Consider the following 18,673-nt stretch of genomic DNA (forward strand, 5'->3'; position numbering starts at 1 on the left):
ACGTGAAACATCGCTCCGTGGAGGAGATCGCCCGGGAGGTGTTCGGCGACCGGTTCCCGCTCGCCGAACGCTACCGGGAACTCCTCGCTACCGAAGGAACGACCAGAGGGCTGATCGGCCCACGCGAGGCCGATCGCCTCTGGGAGCGGCACATCCTCAACAGTGCCGTCGTACAGGAACTGATTCCGCCGGACGCGGCGGTGGTGGACATCGGCTCGGGTGCCGGTCTGCCGGGGATCCCGTTGGCACTGGCCCGACCGGATCTGAGCGTCACCCTCGTTGAACCGCTCGCCCGCCGCACGGTCTTCCTCGAAGCCGTGGCCGCGGAGCTCGAGCCGTCGATCCGCGTCGTGCGCGGTCGGGCCGAGGCGCCCGATGTCCGCAAGAAAGCCGGCAATTGCGATGTCGTTGTCTCGCGCGCGGTCGCTCCCCTGGCCAAGCTCAGCGGGTGGTCACTCCCCCTGTTGCGGGCCGGCGGCGAGATGCTGGCCATGAAGGGATCCTCCGCCGCAGAGGAAATCGAGCGCGACCGTGCCGAGATCACGCGAATCGGTGGACGTGACCTATCGATCCTGTCCTGCGGTTCGGGTTTGTTGGACCCGCCGACTATTGTTGTTCGAGCAGTGCGCGGTGCGCGCGGGGTGTCGGCTCCCAAGAAGTGAGGCCCGCGCTCCGGCTGCATTCACGTCCAAGTGCAAGGAGTGCCCAGATGCCGCATGAGCCTCTCGCCGATGTTTCACGTGAAACGGATCCGGCGAGTACGCCCACGGAAACTGCGATCGGAAGTCTCGGGGCAACCTTTCCCAATCCGGAGGAGGACACCCCCATCGCAGCCGCAGCCCAACGAGCCAGCCAAGTTTTGCACCGCGAGGGTCCGCAGATCCCGAAGCCCATCAACCGCCGCATCCTGACGATCGCCAATCAGAAGGGCGGCGTCGGCAAGACCACCACCGCGGTCAATCTCGCCGCTGCGCTCGCGATCCAGGGACTGACGGTGTTGGTTGTCGATCTCGATCCCCAGGGCAATGCCAGCACGGCGCTCGGTATCGACCACCAGTCCGGCACGACGTCGACCTACGAGATCCTGCTCGGCGACGTTCCGATCGGTGAGGCGATACAGCAGTGCCCGGCCCACGAGAAGCTGTACTGCATCCCGGCGACGATCGACCTCGCCGGCGCCGAGATCGAACTGGTCTCGCTCGTCGCCCGTGAGACGCGTCTGAAGACTGCGTTGTCGGACGAGGTACTCGACGCCTACGGGATCGACTTCGTCCTCGTCGACTGTCCCCCGTCGCTCGGACTGCTCACCGTGAACGCGCTTGTTGCCGGCGACGAAGTCCTGATCCCCATCCAGTGCGAGTACTACGCTCTCGAGGGCGTGGGGCAGCTGCTGCGCAATATCGATCTCGTGCAGTCGCATCTCAACCCGCGCCTGCACGTCTCCTCGGTCATCCTCACGATGTACGACGGCCGGACCAAGCTGGCCGATCAGGTCGCCGAGGAGGTGCGTCGGCACTTCGGTGACATCGTCTTGCGGGCGGTCATCCCCCGCAGCGTGAAGGTGTCCGAAGCGCCGGGCTACGGCCAGACGGTGCTGGACTACGACCCCGGCTCGCGCGGTGCGCTGAGCTACCTCGACGCGGGTCGCGAGCTTGCCGCTCGCAGCGCGCACCTCACGACGAACGGTGACGCTCATGGGTGACCAGTCCCGACGTGGCGGCCTCGGCCGCGGCCTGGCCGCGTTGATTCCCACCGCTCCGCCGGCCGCCGCAGCGGTTCCACGTGAAACCACCGCCCCCGCGCCGAATGCGACGTCGGGCGCCGCCCCGGCCGCCTCCGGGCCGTCCCCGGCGGTTCCCACCGACAAGCCGGCCCTGGCCGTCGTCGGCAGCGAGAGCGTCACCGCGGACGTTGTCGAGGATGGCTTCGCCGATGCCGGCGCGGTCTATCGGGAGATCGATCCGTCGTTGATCGACCCGAATCCGCGCCAGCCGCGTCAGGTCTTCGACGAGGACGCGTTGGCCGAGTTGGTGCATTCGGTTCGTGAGTTCGGACTGATGCAGCCGATCGTCGTTCGGGATACCGGCAACGGGCGCTACCAACTGGTCATGGGTGAACGTCGCTGGCGTGCGGTCCAGCAGGCGGAGCTCGCGACGATCTCCGCGATCGTCCGCGAAACCGCGGACGACAACCTGCTGCGGGATGCCCTGCTCGAGAACATCCACCGCGTGCAGCTCAATCCTCTCGAAGAGGCGGCGGCGTACCAACAGCTTCTCGAGGAGTTCGGCGTCACCCACGACGAACTGGCGACACGAATCGGTCGCTCTCGACCGGTGGTGACCAACATGATCCGCCTCCTGAAGCTGCCGATCGCGGTGCAACGGCGGGTCGCCGCCGGTGTGCTGTCGGCCGGTCACGCCCGCGCGCTGCTGGCCCTCGACGCCGGCGCCGACGCTCAGGAAGCGCTCGCCGCCCGCGTGGTTGCCGAAGGGATGTCGGTCCGGGCCACCGAGGAAGCGGTGCTGCTGGCCAATCGGAGCGACGATTCCTCCCCCGGGCCGGTCGCCAAACGCAAGCCGATCCAGATGCCGGGGCTGCAGGATGTGGCAGAACGCCTCTCCGACTCGTTCGATACCCGCGTGACGGTCAGCCTGGGCAAGCGCAAGGGCAAGATCGTGGTGGAGTTCGGATCGGTCGAGGACCTCGAGCGTATCGTGGAAATTATGGAACGAACGGCTCCGTCGGAGGCCTAACCTTGGGCTACGGGCGTAATTCGTCACTGTGACAGAATCCGATTACGCTCTCGAAATCTGTTGGTAGACAAAAGTTTCCGCAATCCATGCGGAATCACTGATACCGACGCCGCCGAGACGGCCGCGGTGGCCTATTGTTGATGGGGAATGATCGGCGGGGGCCGACGTCGATTCGTGTGGACCGGGGTTTGGGAGGCGAGACGGGACATTGTCGACCATCGTCTCTCCGGTAACCCTGCAGAGTTTCGAAGCGCTGCCCCCACACGAACGCCGGTGCACCTTCTGGACCATGGACCCCTCCGCGATCGAAACGTCGGGGCGTTTGAGTGATCCGGAATTCGAAAAGGAAGCCTGGCTGTCGATCCTGCTCCTCGAGTGGGGTACCTGCGGCCAGATCGCCACCGACAAGGGTGAGACCCTCGGTGCCGCCATGTACGCCCCGCCCGGCGACGTTCCGCGATCGCGCACCTTCCCGACATCGCCGGTCAGTCCGGATGCGGTTCTGTTGACCAGCATGTGGGTACGCGATGGCTCCCCGGGTCGCATCGAAGATCTCCGCGCGATGCTGATGCGCGCGGTTGTCGCCGATCTGGTCAACCGCGGTGTGCGTGCCATCGAGTCCTTCGGCATCCGTCACAACGACGATGATCTGCCGCAGCGCCACGCCACGGACGAGTGCACCGAAAGCACCTGCATGATCGACGCCGACTTCCTGGAGAAGGCCGGCTTCGAAGTGGTGGCCGAGCATCGTCGCTTTCCCCGCCTGCGGCTCGAGCTCGACCGCGACCACGGCTGGAAGCAGGACGTCGAGGCCGCCCTGGAAAGTCTGCTCGCGGCAGCGGTTCTGACGATGTCCTCCGCCACCGAGAATCAAAAGTCGCTCGCACACTGCTGACTCGGCTTTCGTCGATATCAGGCCACCGGCGACGGTTGTGCCGCGTGAAACAATCAGCGACCCCGGGCGGTGAAGCAGTGCCGGGACGCGTCCATGTCTCGAGGAGGGCCGGAAAGAGCGGTTCTGTCCGTTCTCATCTGATCTGAAACACAGCCGCCTCGTCTGCTCCCGCGTCCACCCAGCGGCTGCCAAAGACGCCCGGGGATGCAGACACGGCCGAGTCGCTGATGCTGCCGGCCACGTCACCGTGTGGCCGCACGTCCTGTACCCGACAATTTCGCGCATGGATCATCGGGCCTTTCCGAGCGAATTTTCGTAGCGTCGATTGCGTTGGGAAGGTGAGTATGGAGCGACTGAACGAAGCGATGGCGCTCGTCGAGCGGCAGCTGGAAGGCGAGGTCGACGTGCGTCGGGCAAGCCGGATCGCGTTGATGTCGGAGCACCACTTCAGGCGAATGTTCTCTGCGCTGGCAGGGATTTCACTCTCGGAGTACGTGCGGCGCCGTCGTATGACCATTGCCGCAGCATCCGTTGTCTCGGGTGCAGAGCCGCTGCAGGACATCGCGGTGCGCTTCGGTTACGGATCAGCCGACGCGTTCTCGCGCGCATTCCGGAATGTGCACGGAGTCGGTCCCGAACGCGCACGTCGTCCCGGCGTGGTTCTTCGGTCGCAGCCCAGGCTCATCTTCACCATCACGATCGAAGGGAGCACGACGATGGAATACCGCATTGTCGAGAAGAATGAGTTCACACTGGCGGGATTGCGGACTCGCATACCGCTGATCTACGAGGGGGTCAACCCGACCGCTGCGCACTTCGTAGAGCAGATCGACGAAGAGCAGTGGGCGCGGATCGCTGATCTCTCCGACCAGGAACCGGTTGGTGTCCTCAGTGTGCACAACGCAATTTCAGAGTCGCGCACGGAGGGGACCGAACTCGACTACTACGTCGCTGCCGCGACGAACAAGTCCGTTGCAGACGGCTTCGATACGCTTACGGTGCCGGCGTCTTCATGGCTTGTTTTGGAGTCGAGTGGTGCATTCCCTGTGGCGCTGCAGGAACTGTGGCCGAAAGCGTTTCGAGAATGGTTCCCCGCCAATCCGTATCAAAGCATTCCCGGCCCAGAGATGGTCGTGACGGAGTACACCGACGACGAGCAGACCCATGGTCGGTATGAGCTCTGGCTCCCCGTCGAAAAGGTGGCGGACGTCTACATCACCGCAGGCGTGTCGGGCACATGATGACGGCCATCGGGAAACGACCGCACCGGCTCACAGTCGACATCGAACCGGATCCCATGAGCCAACTCCAACGGAGGGACGCGAGGTCCCATCCGCATCGGCGACCTCAAACACCGCATCGCACCAGCCTGTATCAGATCAAATGAGAATGCTCCACATCAGATGAGAACTGACAGGTTCGATGGATATATGCGGGCGGGGTGCCGCCGGGTGGATCAGGCGGAGCGACCCGCAGCCAACTCCTCGGCGAGCAACTCGGCGAAGGTATAGGTGCCGGTGGGCTGATCGTCCTGGCCGAGGAGATACAACCGCTTGACCGCCACCAGGATCGAGTGGGCGAGAACATCGCGGTAGTGCGGATCGGTAAGGATCGCAGCATCTTCGGGGTTCGTGGTGTACCCCAGGTCGACCTGAACGGTGGGCATCCTGGTCAGCCGCAACAGATCCCAGGTCCGGCCGTGCGTGCGGCAGTCCTGAAGCGGTGTACGAGCGACGATTTCGCGCTGAATGTAGCCGGCGAGGACCTGCCCGATCAGCGACTCCGAACGATGACTGTTGCCGTAGTGGAAGCTCGCGACACCATGGGCCGCCGCCGTCGAATGCCGGGCGCAGCGCAACGAGATCGTCAGGTCGGCACCGATCGAGTTCGCGATCTCGGCGCGATCGCTCTCGCGGGGATCCGCGGCGCGCGAGCGCGACAGATGCGTCTCCATACCGGTGGCGGCCATCCGGCCCTCGAGCCGGCTGGCGACGTCCCAGAGGATGAACTCCTCGGTGATCGGTCCGGAGTCGGTTTCGATGATCGGGCCGGTGTCGTCTCCGCCGAGGCCCGGGTCGATGACGATGCGCTTACCGGTCAGCTGCGGACCGGCACTGCGCACGAGTTCCTCTTCGCTCATCGCGTGGGGCGAGCCGCCGGTGACGTGCGATCCGAGCAGATCGAGCGAACGGATGGTCGCCGGACCGCAGATGCCGTCGGAGGACAGCCCGATCTCGTACTGGAAGGCGCACAGGGCCGAGTGGGTATCGGGTCCGAAGTAGCCGTCGACGCGACCGATGTAGAAGCCGAGTTCCTGCAGGCGCGACTGCAACATGCCCACGTCGTCGCCGAACATCGGCGCCGACAGCTGATAGCACAGGGTGCGGGCGCCGAGGCGGTACGACGCCTCCTTGAGCGCGCGATAGGTCGTCGGTCCGACGATCCCGTCGACCAGGAGTCCGCGCTGCTGCTGGAAGGCACGAACAGCGCGGTCGAGGTCGGCGTCGAAGAGGGTGTCCGCAGCGATCAGGACGCCCTCTTCGGACCGTCGTGGCTCACCGCCGCCTTCGGGCTCGAGTATCCCGAGAGACTCCACTGCCGCCTTGACCTCGGCGACGATCGCCCCTCGATCACCGATCCGAAGTCGATTCATTCGCGATCCCTTTCACCGAACCCCCCCGGGACACCGGGTGTCAGTTTGCCCCGCAATCATACGGAGTCTAGGACAGCAGACGTCCCGATACCCACAAGGGTGGCGCGGTCGACAGCGGGAATGTCCAGCGTGTGACGGGCGTCAGCCCAGTTCGGGCTCGATTTCGCGTAGGAGAGCGGCCTTGCTCTTGGCGCCGACGATGTGCTTGACCGGCTGGCCACCGCGGAAGAGAACCAGGGTCGGCAGACCCAGGATCTTGTAGGTGCTCATCGCCTCCGGGTTGGCATCCGCGTCGAGCTTCGCGACGACCATGCGGTGCGAGTTGTCCCGGGCGACCTCCTCGAGGACCGGTGCGAGCATCTTGCAGGGACCGCACCAATCCGCCCAGAAGTCGACCAGGACGGGCTTGTCGTTGGCCAGGACGTCCGCCTCGAAGGAGGCGTCGGTCACGGTGACGGTGGTGGCGCCGGCCTCGGTGCTGTCGGACATGGGGTTCCTCCCGGTGATCGTGATGTGCGAGGCGTACCGCCGCACGTGCGGCGGTACGTCGTGGTGGACCGTCAGCCGGCGGTGGCGACGCTCTGTTCGGCGTGGTGATGCTGGTTCTCCAGCCACCGCTGGGCGTCGAGGGCGGCCGCGCAACCGGTACCGGCGGCGGTGATCGCCTGCCGGTACGTGTGGTCGACCAGGTCACCTGCGGCGAAGACACCCGGCACCGAGGTCGCGGTGGAGGGGGCCTGGACGCGCACGTAGCCCTCGTCGTCGGTCTCGACCTGTCCGACGACCAGGTTGCTGCGCGGGGTATGTCCGGCGGCCACGAACAGGCCGGTCACTTCGAGCGAGGAGCTCTTGCCGGTCTTGGTGTTGCGCAACGACAGCGAGGTCACCGACGGATCGCCGTGCACCTCGGTGACCACGGTGTCGGTCAGGAAGGAGATCTTCGGGTTCGCCCGTGCCCGGTCGAGCATGATCGGCGAGGCGCGGAACTCGTCGCGGCGGTGAATGATAGTCACCGTCTCCCCGAACTTGGTGAGGAACAGCGCCTCCTCCATGGCGGAGTCGCCGCCGCCGACCACCGCGATGTGCTGGTTGCGGAAGAAGAAGCCGTCACAGGTGGCGCAGGCGGAGACGCCGCGGCCGAGCAGCCGCTCCTCGCCGGGAACGCCGAGGTAGCGGGGGGCGGCGCCCATCGCCAGGATGATCGAATGCGCCCGGTGCACCTCGCCGCCGACGGTGACCTCCTTGACCTCGCCGGTCAGGTCGATCGCGTCGACATCCTCGGTGCGCAGGTCCGCGCCGAAGCGCTGCGCCTGCTCGCGCATGCCTTCCATCAGGTCCGGGCCCATGATGCCCTCGCGGAAGCCCGGGAAGTTCTCCACCTCGGTGGTCGTCATCAGCGATCCGCCGAACTGGGTGCCCTCGAAGACCACCGGTGCGAGATCCGCCCGCGCCGCGTAGATCGCCGCCGTATATCCGGAAGGTCCGGATCCGACGATGATCAGATCGTGAATCTTTGAGGTGGTCATGACACCCTTTCGGGGAGACTCCGAGCCGGGGCCGGAGGCGGATACGAGCAACAACCTACTCAACAACAGGGTAGATGCGGGTTGTTCCCGTTCGCTTCCCGAGTGCGTCGGAGGTCCGCCGTCGGCGCCGTGATCAGCCGATATCGGTGCGGCTGAGCAGAGCGGGAACGCCGGGACCGCAGTCCGAGCCCACCACCAGGGCGGTCATCAGGGCCGGATCGGCGTTCGGCAGGACGAACAATGTGCCGGCGGTATCGCCCAGGGTGACCTCCCGCGAGCCCAGAACGGGCGTATCGGCGCTCACGCCGTTGGCGACGAGGCATTGCTCGCGAGCGGCGGGGTCGGCGAAGCGCCCCTCGATCGGGCGGCCCAGGCTCCCGGCGATCAGGGCGGCGGTGACGGTGTCACCGGTGGCCGAGTCGGACGGCGCGCCCGAATCCGACGACCTGCCGGAGTCCGATGGAGAGTCCGGGTCCGATGGAGAGGCGACCGACGCACCGGGATCGCTCGACGAGTCGTCGGCGAACAGTCCGGCAGCCACCGGCACGGCGATCGCCACGGCGGCGACCGCGGCTGCCGCCGCCAGTAGCCCCCGCCCGCGCGTCGAGAGCGCCGAGAGGCCCCTGCGGGGTCCCGCTGTGGGTGCGGCCGGCTCGAAGGCGGGAGCGGCCGCGTCGTGATCGCGGGCCCGGGACAGATAGGCGAGGGTCTGGTCGAGCCGGTCGGCGACCGCGTCGGGGATCGGCTCGGACAGCGCGTGGTCGCGGTCGTGGCCGGCGATCACGCGACCGACGGCATCGAGGGCGTCCCCGGTCGCCTCCCGGTCGGAAGCGGACTCGCGGACGGAGGCGCCCGCGGCACGACGGATGTCATCGGTCACGGCGGACGGCACCTCCCTTCGATCGGAGCGGTCGATACCGCCGGGCAGACGGTACTCGCGAGGCGACGCCGACGACCCCGGGACGTGCTCGATGACTCCCAGTTGTGATCGGACGATCATCGGGACACGGCTCGAGCAGGCGCGGGGCCGGACGGTGTTCGGCCTACACCTCGTTCGACGGACCGGACCTACTCCAGGTTCCCGGACGGACGTAGATATCCCAACTGCTGGGCGAGCCGCAGCCGGCCACGGGCGCATCGACTCTTGATCGTCCCCTCGGGGACCCCGAGCATCCGGGCGGTCTCCGAGACCGAGAAGCCGTGCATATCGACCGCCACGATCGCCGCCCGCTGATCGAGTGGCAGCTCGCGCAGGGCGTGTTCGACCGCCATGGTCGTCTCGGCGGCGGCGATCCGATCGCGCGGCTCGATCGGTTCCTGGTGTTCCCCCTCGCCCAGCGGGATCGCCGGGCGGCTGCGATTGCGGCGGATCCGATCGAGGCAGGCGTTGACCACGATGCGATGCAGCCAGCTGCGGACCGCCGCGTCGTGCCGGAAACCCGACGCCATCCGATGCGCGGACAGCAGGGCCTCCTGCAGGCAGTCGGCGGCGTCCTCGGTGGTGGCGCTGGTGCGTCGGGCGATCACCCACAGATGCGCCTGGTGGCGACGGATCAGGATCCCGAAGGCGTCGGGATCGCCGGCGACGTGTGCCGCGATCAGCTCGTGGTCGGATCGGGCGTCGCCGTCGCCGTCGACACCGGTCGCGGGCTCGCGCAGCCCACCCGGACTGCCGAATCCACCCGGACTGCCCAAGCCGGCCGGCGGCTCCGGTCTGCCCACCCCCGGTGCGACGTCCGGACCGGTCCCCACCGCCGCGACGGACACATCACCCGGTGATGTGCGCGCCCCCCCGGCGCCCCCCCTGTTTGTACGCACACGCGGATGGTAGACGATTTGTACCATTGCCGAACGGGAGTGGTCTCCGAATCACCCCAAACAAAAAGCGGACCGAATGACCAGTCGCTGGTCGATTCAGCCCGCACAGGTGGTGGTACGTCAGGTTCCGGAAAGTCCCAAATCGCTGATGGTGCTCTGGTTTCGGCCGTCCGCGGTCGACAGTCGGGTGATCCACACGAGGACGTGGTCGGTGGGCCCGTTGCTCTGGAGGGGGATGGTCGTCACCCCCTCACCCAGGGTGGCCGACCCGATTTGTGTCGTCTCATCCAGGGTGGGGTCGGCGGACGGGGCCGCTCGGATCGATACCTGCGTGCCCGGACTCGGCGAGGAGATCCAGGCCTCGGTGGGCGTCCGGTTGCCGTCGAGCGTGAGCATCAGGCCCACGCCCTCCTTCAGTGCCGGGAACTGCTGAAAGTAGCTGTCGGTCGCCCACACCGTCGCCGGGTTGTTGTCCAGGACGTTGGTCGCGTCGGCGGCGCGGTCCGGGGTGCCCTCCGGGGAGAACACCGCCGCGCCCGTGACGGTGACCGGTGACGACTCGGCGGCGCTCGGCTCCGCCGGAGGAGTCGTCTCGGCGGTGGTCAAGCCGATGTCCTGCTCGGTCAGCGGCTCACTGGAACCGCCACCCGCGAGCGCGGTGGCCAGCCACCAGCCGAGCAGGCCGAGGATCAGCACGGTCGCGATACCCAGTCCGACCATAGCGACCAGCGTGCGATTGGAGGTCGGTCGGCGATCGCTGCCGTCCTGTGGTTCGGCGAGGGCGTGGCCGGTCGAACCCGGTGCGCGCTGTCCGAGTCGCAGCGCGGGCATCAGGTCGGTCTGGACGTTGATCACCGACGCCTGGTCGAGGATGTGGGCCACGGTGGCGGCGGTACGGATACCGCTGTCCTGGTCGAGGGCGCGCACCGCAACCGCGGAGATCTCGAAGGGGACCTCCGGGCGGATCGCGCGCGGCTCGAGGACCGTGCCGTCCCGATTGCGCGCCGCCGCCCGCATGCCGCCGACCGGTCGCCCGGTGGGTCGCGGATTGCGGTCGGTGGGGGTCGGATCGCCGAGCGGCCAACGCGCGACCATCAGCGCGTAGAGCATCGCGCCGAGCCCGCGGACGTCGGCGGCGGAATCGGCGTCGCCGAGGGTTGCCGGGAAGGCGAGCACCGCGTCGCCGTTGGTGCTGATGCGGATGCGGTCGGGGTGGTCGATCGACAGCGCGCTGCCCGCCCGATGCGCTTCCTCGGCGGCCGAGGCGAGCGCCTTGATCGCGTTGGCGGCGCCGGTCGGCGAGGGGACGGTGTCGGCCATCTCGCGCAGCGACCGGCCACGGGTCCATTCCGCGACGACGATGCCGCCGGAGCTGGCGCGCACGACGTCGAGGACGCGGGCCAGGCCGGGCGAGTTGATCTTGCCGAGGCGCAGGGTGCGCGACAGGATCGCCTGCGGCCCGTGCGGATCGTTGGGATCGTTGCCGCGCTGCTGCTCGGAATCGACGAAGGTCAGCGCGACCTCGCGATCGAGCTTGACGTCCATCGCCTGCCAGAACCGCAGGCCGCGGGCGCCGCCGTGCGAGGCGAGCAGCCGGTAGCGGCCACCGGCGACCGAGGCGCCGGGGATCAGCTGAGGGGCGCGGGGACGCGCCGAGCCGGAACGGCCGCGCGGCTCGTCGGCCGCGCGGGTGACGACGGTGCGCTCGTCGCCGGTCGGCGGAGCCGGCGGACCGGACGGAGGCGTCGCGGAGGGAGCCGGGACGGCGTCGCTCGGCTTGGGCGCGGCGGGAGCGGGGTTCGCGCCGCGGGCCGCGTTCGGCGCCTGCGGGCGTTCGGCGGGGATACCCGGACGACCGGTGGGCGCCGGGCCGGCGGGCGGCGGGGTCACCGGGGTGGCCGGCGCCGCGACGGGACGCTGGACGCGCGTCGTGCCGGCGTCGATGCCACCGTTTGCGCCATTGCCGTTGGCCGGCGTCGGGCGCGGCGCCTGATCGGCGCGCGCCGCATCGGCCGTCGGCTCCTTCTTGACCACGGACGGCCGCAATGTCGCGGTGGTGCGGTCCTCGGAGTTGGTGGAGACAGCGCCCGATCGAGCTTCCGAACGGTCCGCGTCCGTGGACGGCCGACCTCCGGAGGCGTTGTCCTCGGTCACTGCTTCTCCTTCGTTCCAATCCGGCGCAATCCGCGCAGGGGACGGCTGATCGCCGTCGAGACCTTCCGCCGGAATCCGCCCCGCACCAGGGTACGGGACGCTCCCGGCCCCGGTCCCGGCGTGCGGAGCCGCCTCGCGCTTTCCCACTCGAACGATTGGTAGAACCTCTGTCACGGCGGACATCGGATCCATCGGCGGAGCCACCCGCGGGGTGTTGTCCGGGGGCGCTGCGTCGCCGAGCTCCCGCAGTCCGAGCCGACGTTCCACGGCGACGGTCAGAGCCATCACATCCGGAAGTCGGGCAGCCCGGAGCAGGCCGACCGTTGCTGCAACCATTATCAGCCCGCAGACGGCGGGCCGTAGCAATAGACCGATACCGTTATCGAGCCGTTCCAAGCCGAGGAAGCGATCGACCAGGATCGTCAGGGCCAGCGCCAGCAAGGATCCGCCCACGACCACCACCGATGTGCGGGTGACGCCGGTCAGCGGCATGCCGGCCAGCGTGCGCCGAATCAGCAACCAGCCCACGACCGCTCCGGCCATGTGTGCGACGCCGTTCGCGGCACCGAGCAATAGGACGACCTGCTCGGGGGTGCTGGCGAGCTGCGGGGCGAGCAGGGACAGCACGATCTTGACCGCGGTGATCCCGAGGATGATCCACGTCGCCGACCAGGCCTGTTCCCGGGCGTAGAAGACTCGCAGGTAGACCATGACCAGCGCGTACGGGATCAGGGTGAAGGCCGACCAGCTGATCGCCATGCCGAGGCGGTCGGCGTTGCCGGCGCCGAAGTTGCCGTAGCCGTACAGCGCGACGCCGACCATGGGGCCGGCGTAGGTCAGGAAGACGATGATCGGCACCAGCGACAGGACCGTCAACCGCAGGGCGGTCGACAGGTCGTCGACGACGCCGGGGGTGTCGTCGTCGGCCGCGTTGCGGCTCAATCGAGGCATGATCGCGGTGAGAATTGTCACCCCGAGCACGCCGTACGGCAGCTGCAACAGGATCCAGGCCTGCTGATAGATGATCGGTCCGGACGCGTCGTAGTGTCCTGCGACCCGAAGCGCGACGGTCAGTCCGGCCTGGCTGATCAACACGTAGAGCACGACGGCCACCGCGCTGCCGGCGAACGCCTTGAGGCGGTCGTCGATGCCCCACAGCGGCTTGAGGCTGAAGCCCTCCCGGCGCAGGGCGGGAAGCATCGAGGCGGCCTGCACGACAACGCCGAAGGTGACCCCGAGCCCCAGGGTCAGCAGCTTCGGGTCGCTCATCCGCAGCGGATCGAGGGTCAGCTCGCCCGGCGTGACCAGGTAGACCCCGAGGACGACCAGGACGACCAGGTTGTTCAGGACCGGCGCCCAGGCCGCGGGTTTGAAGTTCTGCCGGCTGTTGAGGATCGCCATGAACAGCGCGGACATCCCGTAGAACAGGATCGCCGGCAGCAGCAGATAGATCAATGCCTTGGTGAGGGTGCCGTCGACCTGGCCGTCCTCGGCCACGAATATTCGGGTGAGGATCGGCGCCATCAGGATGGCGGTCAGCGTCGCCAGGCCCAGGGTGACCATCGCCATCGTGAACAGCCGGCGCACGAAGTCGTGCCCGCCGTCGGGATCCTCCTTCTCCGAGCGCACCAGGGCCGGGATGACGATCGCGGTCAGCACGGCGCCGAGGATCGCCTCGGCGATCATGTTCGGGATCGTGTTGGCGATGGCGAACGACGACGCGATCGCACCACCGAGCACGGTCACCAGCAGGACCTGCTTGACGAACCCGGTGATGCGACTGACCAGCGTGGCCAGCGCGATCGAACCGGTCGCGGCGAGCAGGCGACTGCCGGCGGCGCCCGCGGGTGCGGGGTCGTCGCGGATCTCGCTCGCCGGGTCGTCGGGATCGATCGGCTCCGGGGGGGCGGCCGGCGGCGCGGTCGGCGGGGGAATCACCCGGGCGGTGGCGGACGGTACCGCCGCCGGGGGGAGCGGATCGGACGAAGCGACGGCCGGCGTCGGACCGGGCGGTGTCGGACCGGGCGGTGCCGGTGGAACCACCCGATCGACGGGCGCCGCGGGGACCGGGCGAGCCTGGCCGGGGCGCCCACCGGTGCGCCGGGTCGGCGCCTCGACCGTCCGCAGCACCCGGGTCGGCGCCTCGGCGAGCTCGGAACGAGGCACCTGCGGCATCGGACCGCTGAGTCCGGGAGCCGGGCGACGATGCCTGCGGACCCACGGCCGACGGGTGGGTACGGACAGATTCCGCTCCCACGGTGCGACGGGAGCGGGCGTCGTGAGGCCGGTCATGTGCGATCCGCCGGGTCGGGGGTGCCGCGGAAGCGATGCCACAGCCGTCGTCCCACCAGCAGCAACAGGACACCGCCCGCCAGGACGGTGATCACGGTGAAGGCGGTCCCGTAATTGCTCGACCGCACGGTCACCGTGCTCGCCTGGCCCAGTGGCGTTCCGCTGGGGGTGGTGACCGCGACCTCGACCTGCAGGCTGCGGGAGTCCGCTATCTGCACCGGCACCTGGAGCGAGCGGCTACCACGGGCCGGCAGCTGCTGGAGGCCGATATCGCCCACGGTGATGCCGTCCGGCGTTTCGAAGCGCAGCGCCACCACGATCGGCACCGGCAGATCGTTGCGGGCGACCAGCAGCATCGGCGACTGTTCGGAGGCGAGGGTGAACACCCCGCCGGGGGCGACGACCGAGACCGAATCGACGATCGTGCCCAACTCGGCGTCGACCGCGTCGATGCGGCGGTCCCCCTCGGTGGCGTCGGTACCGTCGGCTCCCGCCCGGCCGGCCAGCGCCCGCACCAGGTCCTCCCAGAGCGGGGCCACGAACTGGTCCGGCGTCGGCGGAACCTGGGTATCGGAGGTCAACGCGGCCCGCAGGTCGGTGATGCGCGAGCCGATCTGCGCCACGCGGCGAATGTCCGCGTCGACGCCCCCGGCCTCGTCGGTCGCCGTACCCCCGTCGGTGGCCGTACCCCCGTCGGCTGTGGTGCCCCCGTCGGTCGGCGAACCGCTGCCGGTCGCCGCGGCGGAACCGCCATCGGTCGAGTCCGACCCGTCGGTGCCGGTCGTCGAGGGGGTCGTGGCCGCCGCCAGAGCGTCGTCGAGGGATCGGGGGGCCATCCGAGCGGATGTGAACTGCGCGGTGACAGCGCCGAGCACCGCGGCGGCACCGCTGCGGTCGGCCTCCCAGATCTGCGGAGGCGCGATCACCAGCTGCGGGTCGGGGTTCGCGGCGAAGATATGCCAGTACGTCGCGGCTGTCGCGGACTGAATCCGCGCCGCGAGGGATTCCGGCGTGACATCGGTGGACGAGTCCGCCGGAGCCAACGGAATCACACCCATATCGGCCAGTGTGGTCGAAAGAACGCGATCGTACGAGGCGATCCGTCCGGTAGCGGTGCCGACGGTGTCGGTTCCGGCGACCACCAGGCCGGCATCCGGGCGTTCCGAGGCCACCGCCGCCAGCCCCGCGGCGTCGAGCGAGCCGTCGGTCGGCCAGACGACATCACTGCTGCTGACGTTGAGCTCGGAGTTGATCACGTCGACCGGGGTACGCAGCGCACTGGCCAGCAATTCCGGGTTTCCGGCGGCGGCGACCCGGTTCAGATCGGTCTGCCCGAACGGCAGCGCGATCACACAGCGGCCGGCCGCCAGCGTTCGCAGCCGGTCGAGCCAACTGCTCGCCGACGCGGCGCCCACGCCGGCGACCGTGCTCGAGTCGGGGTTGTCGGGCTCGGTCAGAACGCGGTAGCCGCGGGTCATATTGACCACCGTGACCAGCAGGTCCGGGTCGATCGCCAGGCAGACCGAATCGGCCAGGGGCGTCGCCGCGCCGCGTCGGCTCTCGGCGTCGAGGGCATCGGACAGCGCGCCGACCAGGTCGTCGAGGCGTCCGCCCGAGGCCAGGGAGCCGGCCAGCGAATCGTTGGTCAGGGTGACCTCGTCGGTGGTACCCGGCACGCCGCCGACCAGCGCGGCGGGCGCGGCCAACGGCCACAACAGGGTCGTCGGCATCGGTCCGACCGACTGTTGGGCGCCGAAGGGCGTCGAGATGACCGGCAGCAGGAAACGCGAATCGTCCAATCGGGCGGGTCCACCGAAGTCGGGGGTGCCGTTGACGTTGACCAGCAACGGGTACATCCCGGTGGTCGTGATCGCCAGTGAGCCGTTTGTCGACACGCCGGTCGGATCGGCGAACAGCGGCAGGGCCAGGGTGAACGTCGAGCTCTCCCCCGGCATCAGGGTCTGCGAGATGTCGATGAAGGGGCCGACGGTGTCGAAGGCGGCCTGATCGCGCAGCAGGCTCGAGCGCAGTTCGTCGGTCGAGTTCAGGCTCGGACCGCGCTGCAGCCGCACCGAGATATCGCTGACCCGTCGATCCCCGACATTGCTGACCGTGCCCGTGACCGACACCCGGTTGTTGGTGGTCGAGCCGATTGTCGGGGTGATCGAGTCGATCGACAGGTCGAGGAATCGGGTGGTGGCCGAGCCGTCCGGCTGCGCGCCCACCGGCGCCGCGGCGGTGACCATCGTCAACGCCGACCAGCTCAGCACCATCGCGAGGGCAAGCAGCATCGCCGGCAGGGCCGACAACGGGTACGCGAGGCGGGACCGACGTGTCATTCGGGAGCGGGGGCCGTTTCCGGTCCGCGTTCCATCCGTTCGATCAGTTCGCCGGCCAGACCGGCGAGACGGCGTTCGTCGGCGTAGGCCAGTCGCCGGTCGAGTTCGTCGAGCGGGACCCAGGCGACCTCGGTGACCTCGACATCCTCGTCGGACAGTTCGCCGCCGGTGCGCCGCATCAGATAGTGATGCACCGTCTTGTGGATACGCCGACCCTCGGTGACGAACCAGTAGTCGATACTGCCGAGCGAGGCGAGGACCGTCCCCTCGATGCCGGTCTCCTCGCGCACCTCGCGCATCGCGGTCTGCTCCGGGGTCTCACCGGACTCGATATGTCCCTTGGGCAGCGACCACAGCAGCCGACCACGACGATCGGTGCGACCGATCAGGGCGACCCGCAGGTTGTCCCGCGGCCCGTCGAGACCCGCGACGACCAGGCCGCCGGCCGAGGTCTCGCGCACCGTGCGCAGGTGGGGTTTGTCGGCCGAACGCGCCTTGCGCCGCCGCTGCGTGGAGCGGCCACTCGGGGCATCGTCGGAACCGGACACGAATCGATAATAGGACGAGATGATCAGCCGACCGGTCGGCCAGGCGCGTGAGCACACCACTTCGGGGCGGCGTCCGCGGTCGATGGCGAACCTCGGCCGGTGATCGGTGAGCGGGATACCGACGGCGGCGGTGCGGCGGCGGCCGGTAGGCTGCGGCAACGTGTTCGACTCGTCCGTTTCCGCCGGTCGCCGGGAGAGACTGCTCGCCGCCGCGGAGGTCACCCTGCGAACGTACTCGCCGGTGCTCACCCCACTCGGCGCGCGGTTCGCCGAACGCGGCCACCGTCTCTATCTGGTCGGCGGCTCGGTGCGCGACGCCCTGCTGGGCCGGATGGGTACCGATCTCGATTTCACCACCGATGCTCGTCCGGAGCAGGTCCAGAGCCTGTTGTCCGGGTGGGCGGACCATCGGTGGGATACCGGGATCGAGTTCGGCACGATCAGTGCGGTCAAGGACGACCTGCAGATCGAGATCACCACGTTCCGCTCCGATACCTACGACGGGACGAGCCGCAACCCGGCCGTCGTCTACGGCGATTCCCTCGAGGGCGATCTGGTGCGGCGCGACTTCACCATCAACGCGATGGCGGTCGGCATCGCCGCGGACGGCGCTCTCGACTTCATCGATCCGCTCGACGGCATATCCGCGCTCATCGCCGGAATCATCGACACGCCGGCGGCACCCGAACAGTCGTTCGGTGACGATCCGCTGCGGATGCTGCGCGCTGTGCGTTTCGTCTCCCAGCTCGGCTTCGCCCTCGCCCCCCGGGTCGAGGCGGCGATCACCACGATGGTCGCCGATATCGACCGCATCACCCCGGAGCGGGTGCGCACCGAACTGGACAAGCTGATCCTCGGCGAACATCCGGTCGAGGCGATCGACCTGATGTGCACCACCGGTCTGGCGCAGCGCATCATGCCGGAGATTCCGGCGATGTCGCTCGAGATCGACGAGCACCACCAGCACAAGGACGTCTACCGGCATTCGCTGACCGTGCTGCGGCAGGCGATCGACCTGGAGGACAACGCCGGCGGCGCCGTACCCGGCCCGGACCTGGTGCTGCGGTGGGCGGCGCTGCTGCACGACATCGGCAAGCCGGCGACCAAGCGGGCCGAACCGCACGGCGGCGTCAGCTTCCATCACCACGAGGTGGTGGGCGCCAAGATGGTGCGCAAGCGACTGCGGGCCCTGCGCTATCCGAAGCGCACCATCGAGGACATCGGTCAGCTGGTCTTTCTGCACCTGCGGTTCCACGGCTACGGCGAAGGCGCGTGGACCGATTCGGCGGTCCGCCGCTACGCCACCGACGCCGGAGATCTGCTGCCGCGGCTGCACAAGTTGGTGCGCGCGGACTGTACGACGCGCAATCGGCGCCGAGCCGCCGCGCTGCAGGCGACCTACGACGACCTCGAGCGGCGGATCGACGAGATCCGCCAGGCCGAGGATCTCGCCCGGGTGCGACCGGACCTCGACGGCAACGCGATCATGACGCTGCTCGATCTGCGGCCGGGTCCCGACGTCGGCCGAGCGTGGCGATACCTCAAGGAGTTGCGTCTCGATCGCGGTCCACTGACCCGCGATGAGGCCGAGGACGCACTGCGCGAATGGTGGGCCGGCGAGCAGGCATCCGGGGAATCCGCCGAAGGGTAGTGGCCCGCGCGGCTGCTCGGTCGAACGCCGACCCGAAATTCCGG

General features: G+C 68.7%; 14 protein-coding genes. 6 read left to right on the forward strand and 8 right to left on the reverse strand.

Features of this window, described 5'->3' with window-relative positions:
* Window positions 1-2: 2 nt before the first annotated feature.
* The 5 genes from rsmG to MB1_RS02285 all read left to right on the forward strand — a co-directional run bounded on the left by rsmG (window position 3) and on the right by MB1_RS02285 (window position 4,889).
* Window positions 3-662 (forward strand): 16S rRNA (guanine(527)-N(7))-methyltransferase RsmG, encoded by a 660-nt coding sequence (gene rsmG / locus MB1_RS02265; RefSeq protein WP_066903200.1) that lies wholly within the window; start codon window positions 3-5, stop codon window positions 660-662.
* Window positions 663-709: 47 nt separating this feature from the next.
* Window positions 710-1,702: a ParA family protein gene (locus MB1_RS02270; protein WP_084350654.1), complete on the forward strand. Its 993-nt coding sequence runs from the start codon at window positions 710-712 to the stop codon at window positions 1,700-1,702.
* A complete protein-coding gene (locus tag MB1_RS02275; protein ID WP_066903202.1) occupies window positions 1,695-2,753 on the forward strand; it encodes a ParB/RepB/Spo0J family partition protein in 1,059 nt (352 codons plus the stop codon). The genes MB1_RS02270 and MB1_RS02275 overlap by 8 nt, the downstream gene beginning before the upstream one ends.
* Before the next feature lie 208 nt (window positions 2,754-2,961).
* Complete coding sequence (locus MB1_RS02280) at window positions 2,962-3,648, forward strand: hypothetical protein (RefSeq protein WP_066903204.1); 687 nt, start codon at window positions 2,962-2,964, stop codon at window positions 3,646-3,648.
* 344 nt (window positions 3,649-3,992) lie between these two features.
* A complete protein-coding gene (locus MB1_RS02285; RefSeq protein WP_066903206.1) occupies window positions 3,993-4,889 on the forward strand; it encodes an AraC family transcriptional regulator in 897 nt (298 codons plus the stop codon).
* A gap of 215 nt (window positions 4,890-5,104) precedes the next feature.
* On the opposite strand, the gene MB1_RS02290 is transcribed toward MB1_RS02285, so the two are convergent.
* The 8 genes from MB1_RS02290 to MB1_RS02325 form a co-directional block, all read right to left on the reverse strand.
* Complete coding sequence (locus MB1_RS02290; protein ID WP_066903208.1) at window positions 5,105-6,301, reverse strand: N-acetylmuramoyl-L-alanine amidase; 1,197 nt, start codon at window positions 6,299-6,301, stop codon at window positions 5,105-5,107.
* A gap of 141 nt (window positions 6,302-6,442) precedes the next feature.
* Complete coding sequence (gene trxA / locus MB1_RS02295; RefSeq protein ID WP_066903211.1) at window positions 6,443-6,790, reverse strand: thioredoxin; 348 nt, start codon at window positions 6,788-6,790, stop codon at window positions 6,443-6,445.
* A 71-nt stretch (window positions 6,791-6,861) separates the two neighbouring features.
* Window positions 6,862-7,827, reverse strand: coding sequence for a thioredoxin-disulfide reductase (trxB, locus tag MB1_RS02300; protein ID WP_066903213.1), 966 nt, complete (start codon window positions 7,825-7,827; stop codon window positions 6,862-6,864).
* Between the two features lie 133 nt (window positions 7,828-7,960).
* Window positions 7,961-8,707 carry an RsmA family anti-sigma factor gene (locus MB1_RS02305; protein WP_157083857.1) on the reverse strand — a complete coding sequence of 249 codons (747 nt, stop codon included), beginning with the start codon at window positions 8,705-8,707 and terminating at the stop codon, window positions 7,961-7,963.
* A 188-nt stretch (window positions 8,708-8,895) separates the two neighbouring features.
* Complete coding sequence (gene sigM / locus MB1_RS02310; RefSeq protein ID WP_066903506.1) at window positions 8,896-9,486, reverse strand: RNA polymerase sigma factor SigM; 591 nt, start codon at window positions 9,484-9,486, stop codon at window positions 8,896-8,898.
* A 279-nt stretch (window positions 9,487-9,765) separates the two neighbouring features.
* Window positions 9,766-13,974: a murein biosynthesis integral membrane protein MurJ gene (gene murJ / locus MB1_RS02315; RefSeq protein WP_066903217.1), complete on the reverse strand. Its 4,209-nt coding sequence runs from the start codon at window positions 13,972-13,974 to the stop codon at window positions 9,766-9,768.
* A 113-nt stretch (window positions 13,975-14,087) separates the two neighbouring features.
* Complete coding sequence (locus MB1_RS02320) at window positions 14,088-16,430, reverse strand: DUF6049 family protein (RefSeq protein WP_066903219.1); 2,343 nt, start codon at window positions 16,428-16,430, stop codon at window positions 14,088-14,090.
* A complete protein-coding gene (locus tag MB1_RS02325) occupies window positions 16,427-16,978 on the reverse strand; it encodes an NUDIX hydrolase (protein WP_066903511.1) in 552 nt (183 codons plus the stop codon). The genes MB1_RS02320 and MB1_RS02325 overlap by 4 nt, the downstream gene beginning before the upstream one ends.
* A gap of 160 nt (window positions 16,979-17,138) precedes the next feature.
* On the opposite strand from MB1_RS02325, the gene MB1_RS02330 reads away from it, so the two are divergent.
* A complete protein-coding gene (locus MB1_RS02330) occupies window positions 17,139-18,629 on the forward strand; it encodes a CCA tRNA nucleotidyltransferase (protein ID WP_066903513.1) in 1,491 nt (496 codons plus the stop codon).
* The last annotated feature ends 44 nt before the right edge of the window (window positions 18,630-18,673 follow it).

Origin of the sequence: Millisia brevis NBRC 105863 (genome assembly GCF_001552615.1) — a bacterium.
Classification (GTDB): domain Bacteria; phylum Actinomycetota; class Actinomycetes; order Mycobacteriales; family Mycobacteriaceae; genus Millisia; species Millisia brevis.

Excerpts from the sequence above, each read along its gene's own strand:
- MB1_RS02320 (WP_066903219.1), bottom strand. The coding sequence starts at position 16,430 with ATGACACGTCGGTCCCGCCTCGCGTACCCGTTGTCGGCCCTGCCGGCG.
- MB1_RS02270 (WP_084350654.1), top strand. The coding sequence starts at position 710 with ATGCCGCATGAGCCTCTCGCCGATGTTTCACGTGAAACGGATCCGGCG.
- MB1_RS02290 (WP_066903208.1), bottom strand. The coding sequence starts at position 6,301 with ATGAATCGACTTCGGATCGGTGATCGAGGGGCGATCGTCGCCGAGGTC.
- trxA (WP_066903211.1), bottom strand. The coding sequence starts at position 6,790 with ATGTCCGACAGCACCGAGGCCGGCGCCACCACCGTCACCGTGACCGAC.
- murJ (WP_066903217.1), bottom strand. The coding sequence starts at position 13,974 with ATGCCGCAGGTGCCTCGTTCCGAGCTCGCCGAGGCGCCGACCCGGGTG.
- MB1_RS02285 (WP_066903206.1), top strand. The coding sequence starts at position 3,993 with ATGGAGCGACTGAACGAAGCGATGGCGCTCGTCGAGCGGCAGCTGGAA.
- MB1_RS02275 (WP_066903202.1), top strand. The coding sequence starts at position 1,695 with ATGGGTGACCAGTCCCGACGTGGCGGCCTCGGCCGCGGCCTGGCCGCG.
- trxB (WP_066903213.1), bottom strand. The coding sequence starts at position 7,827 with ATGACCACCTCAAAGATTCACGATCTGATCATCGTCGGATCCGGACCT.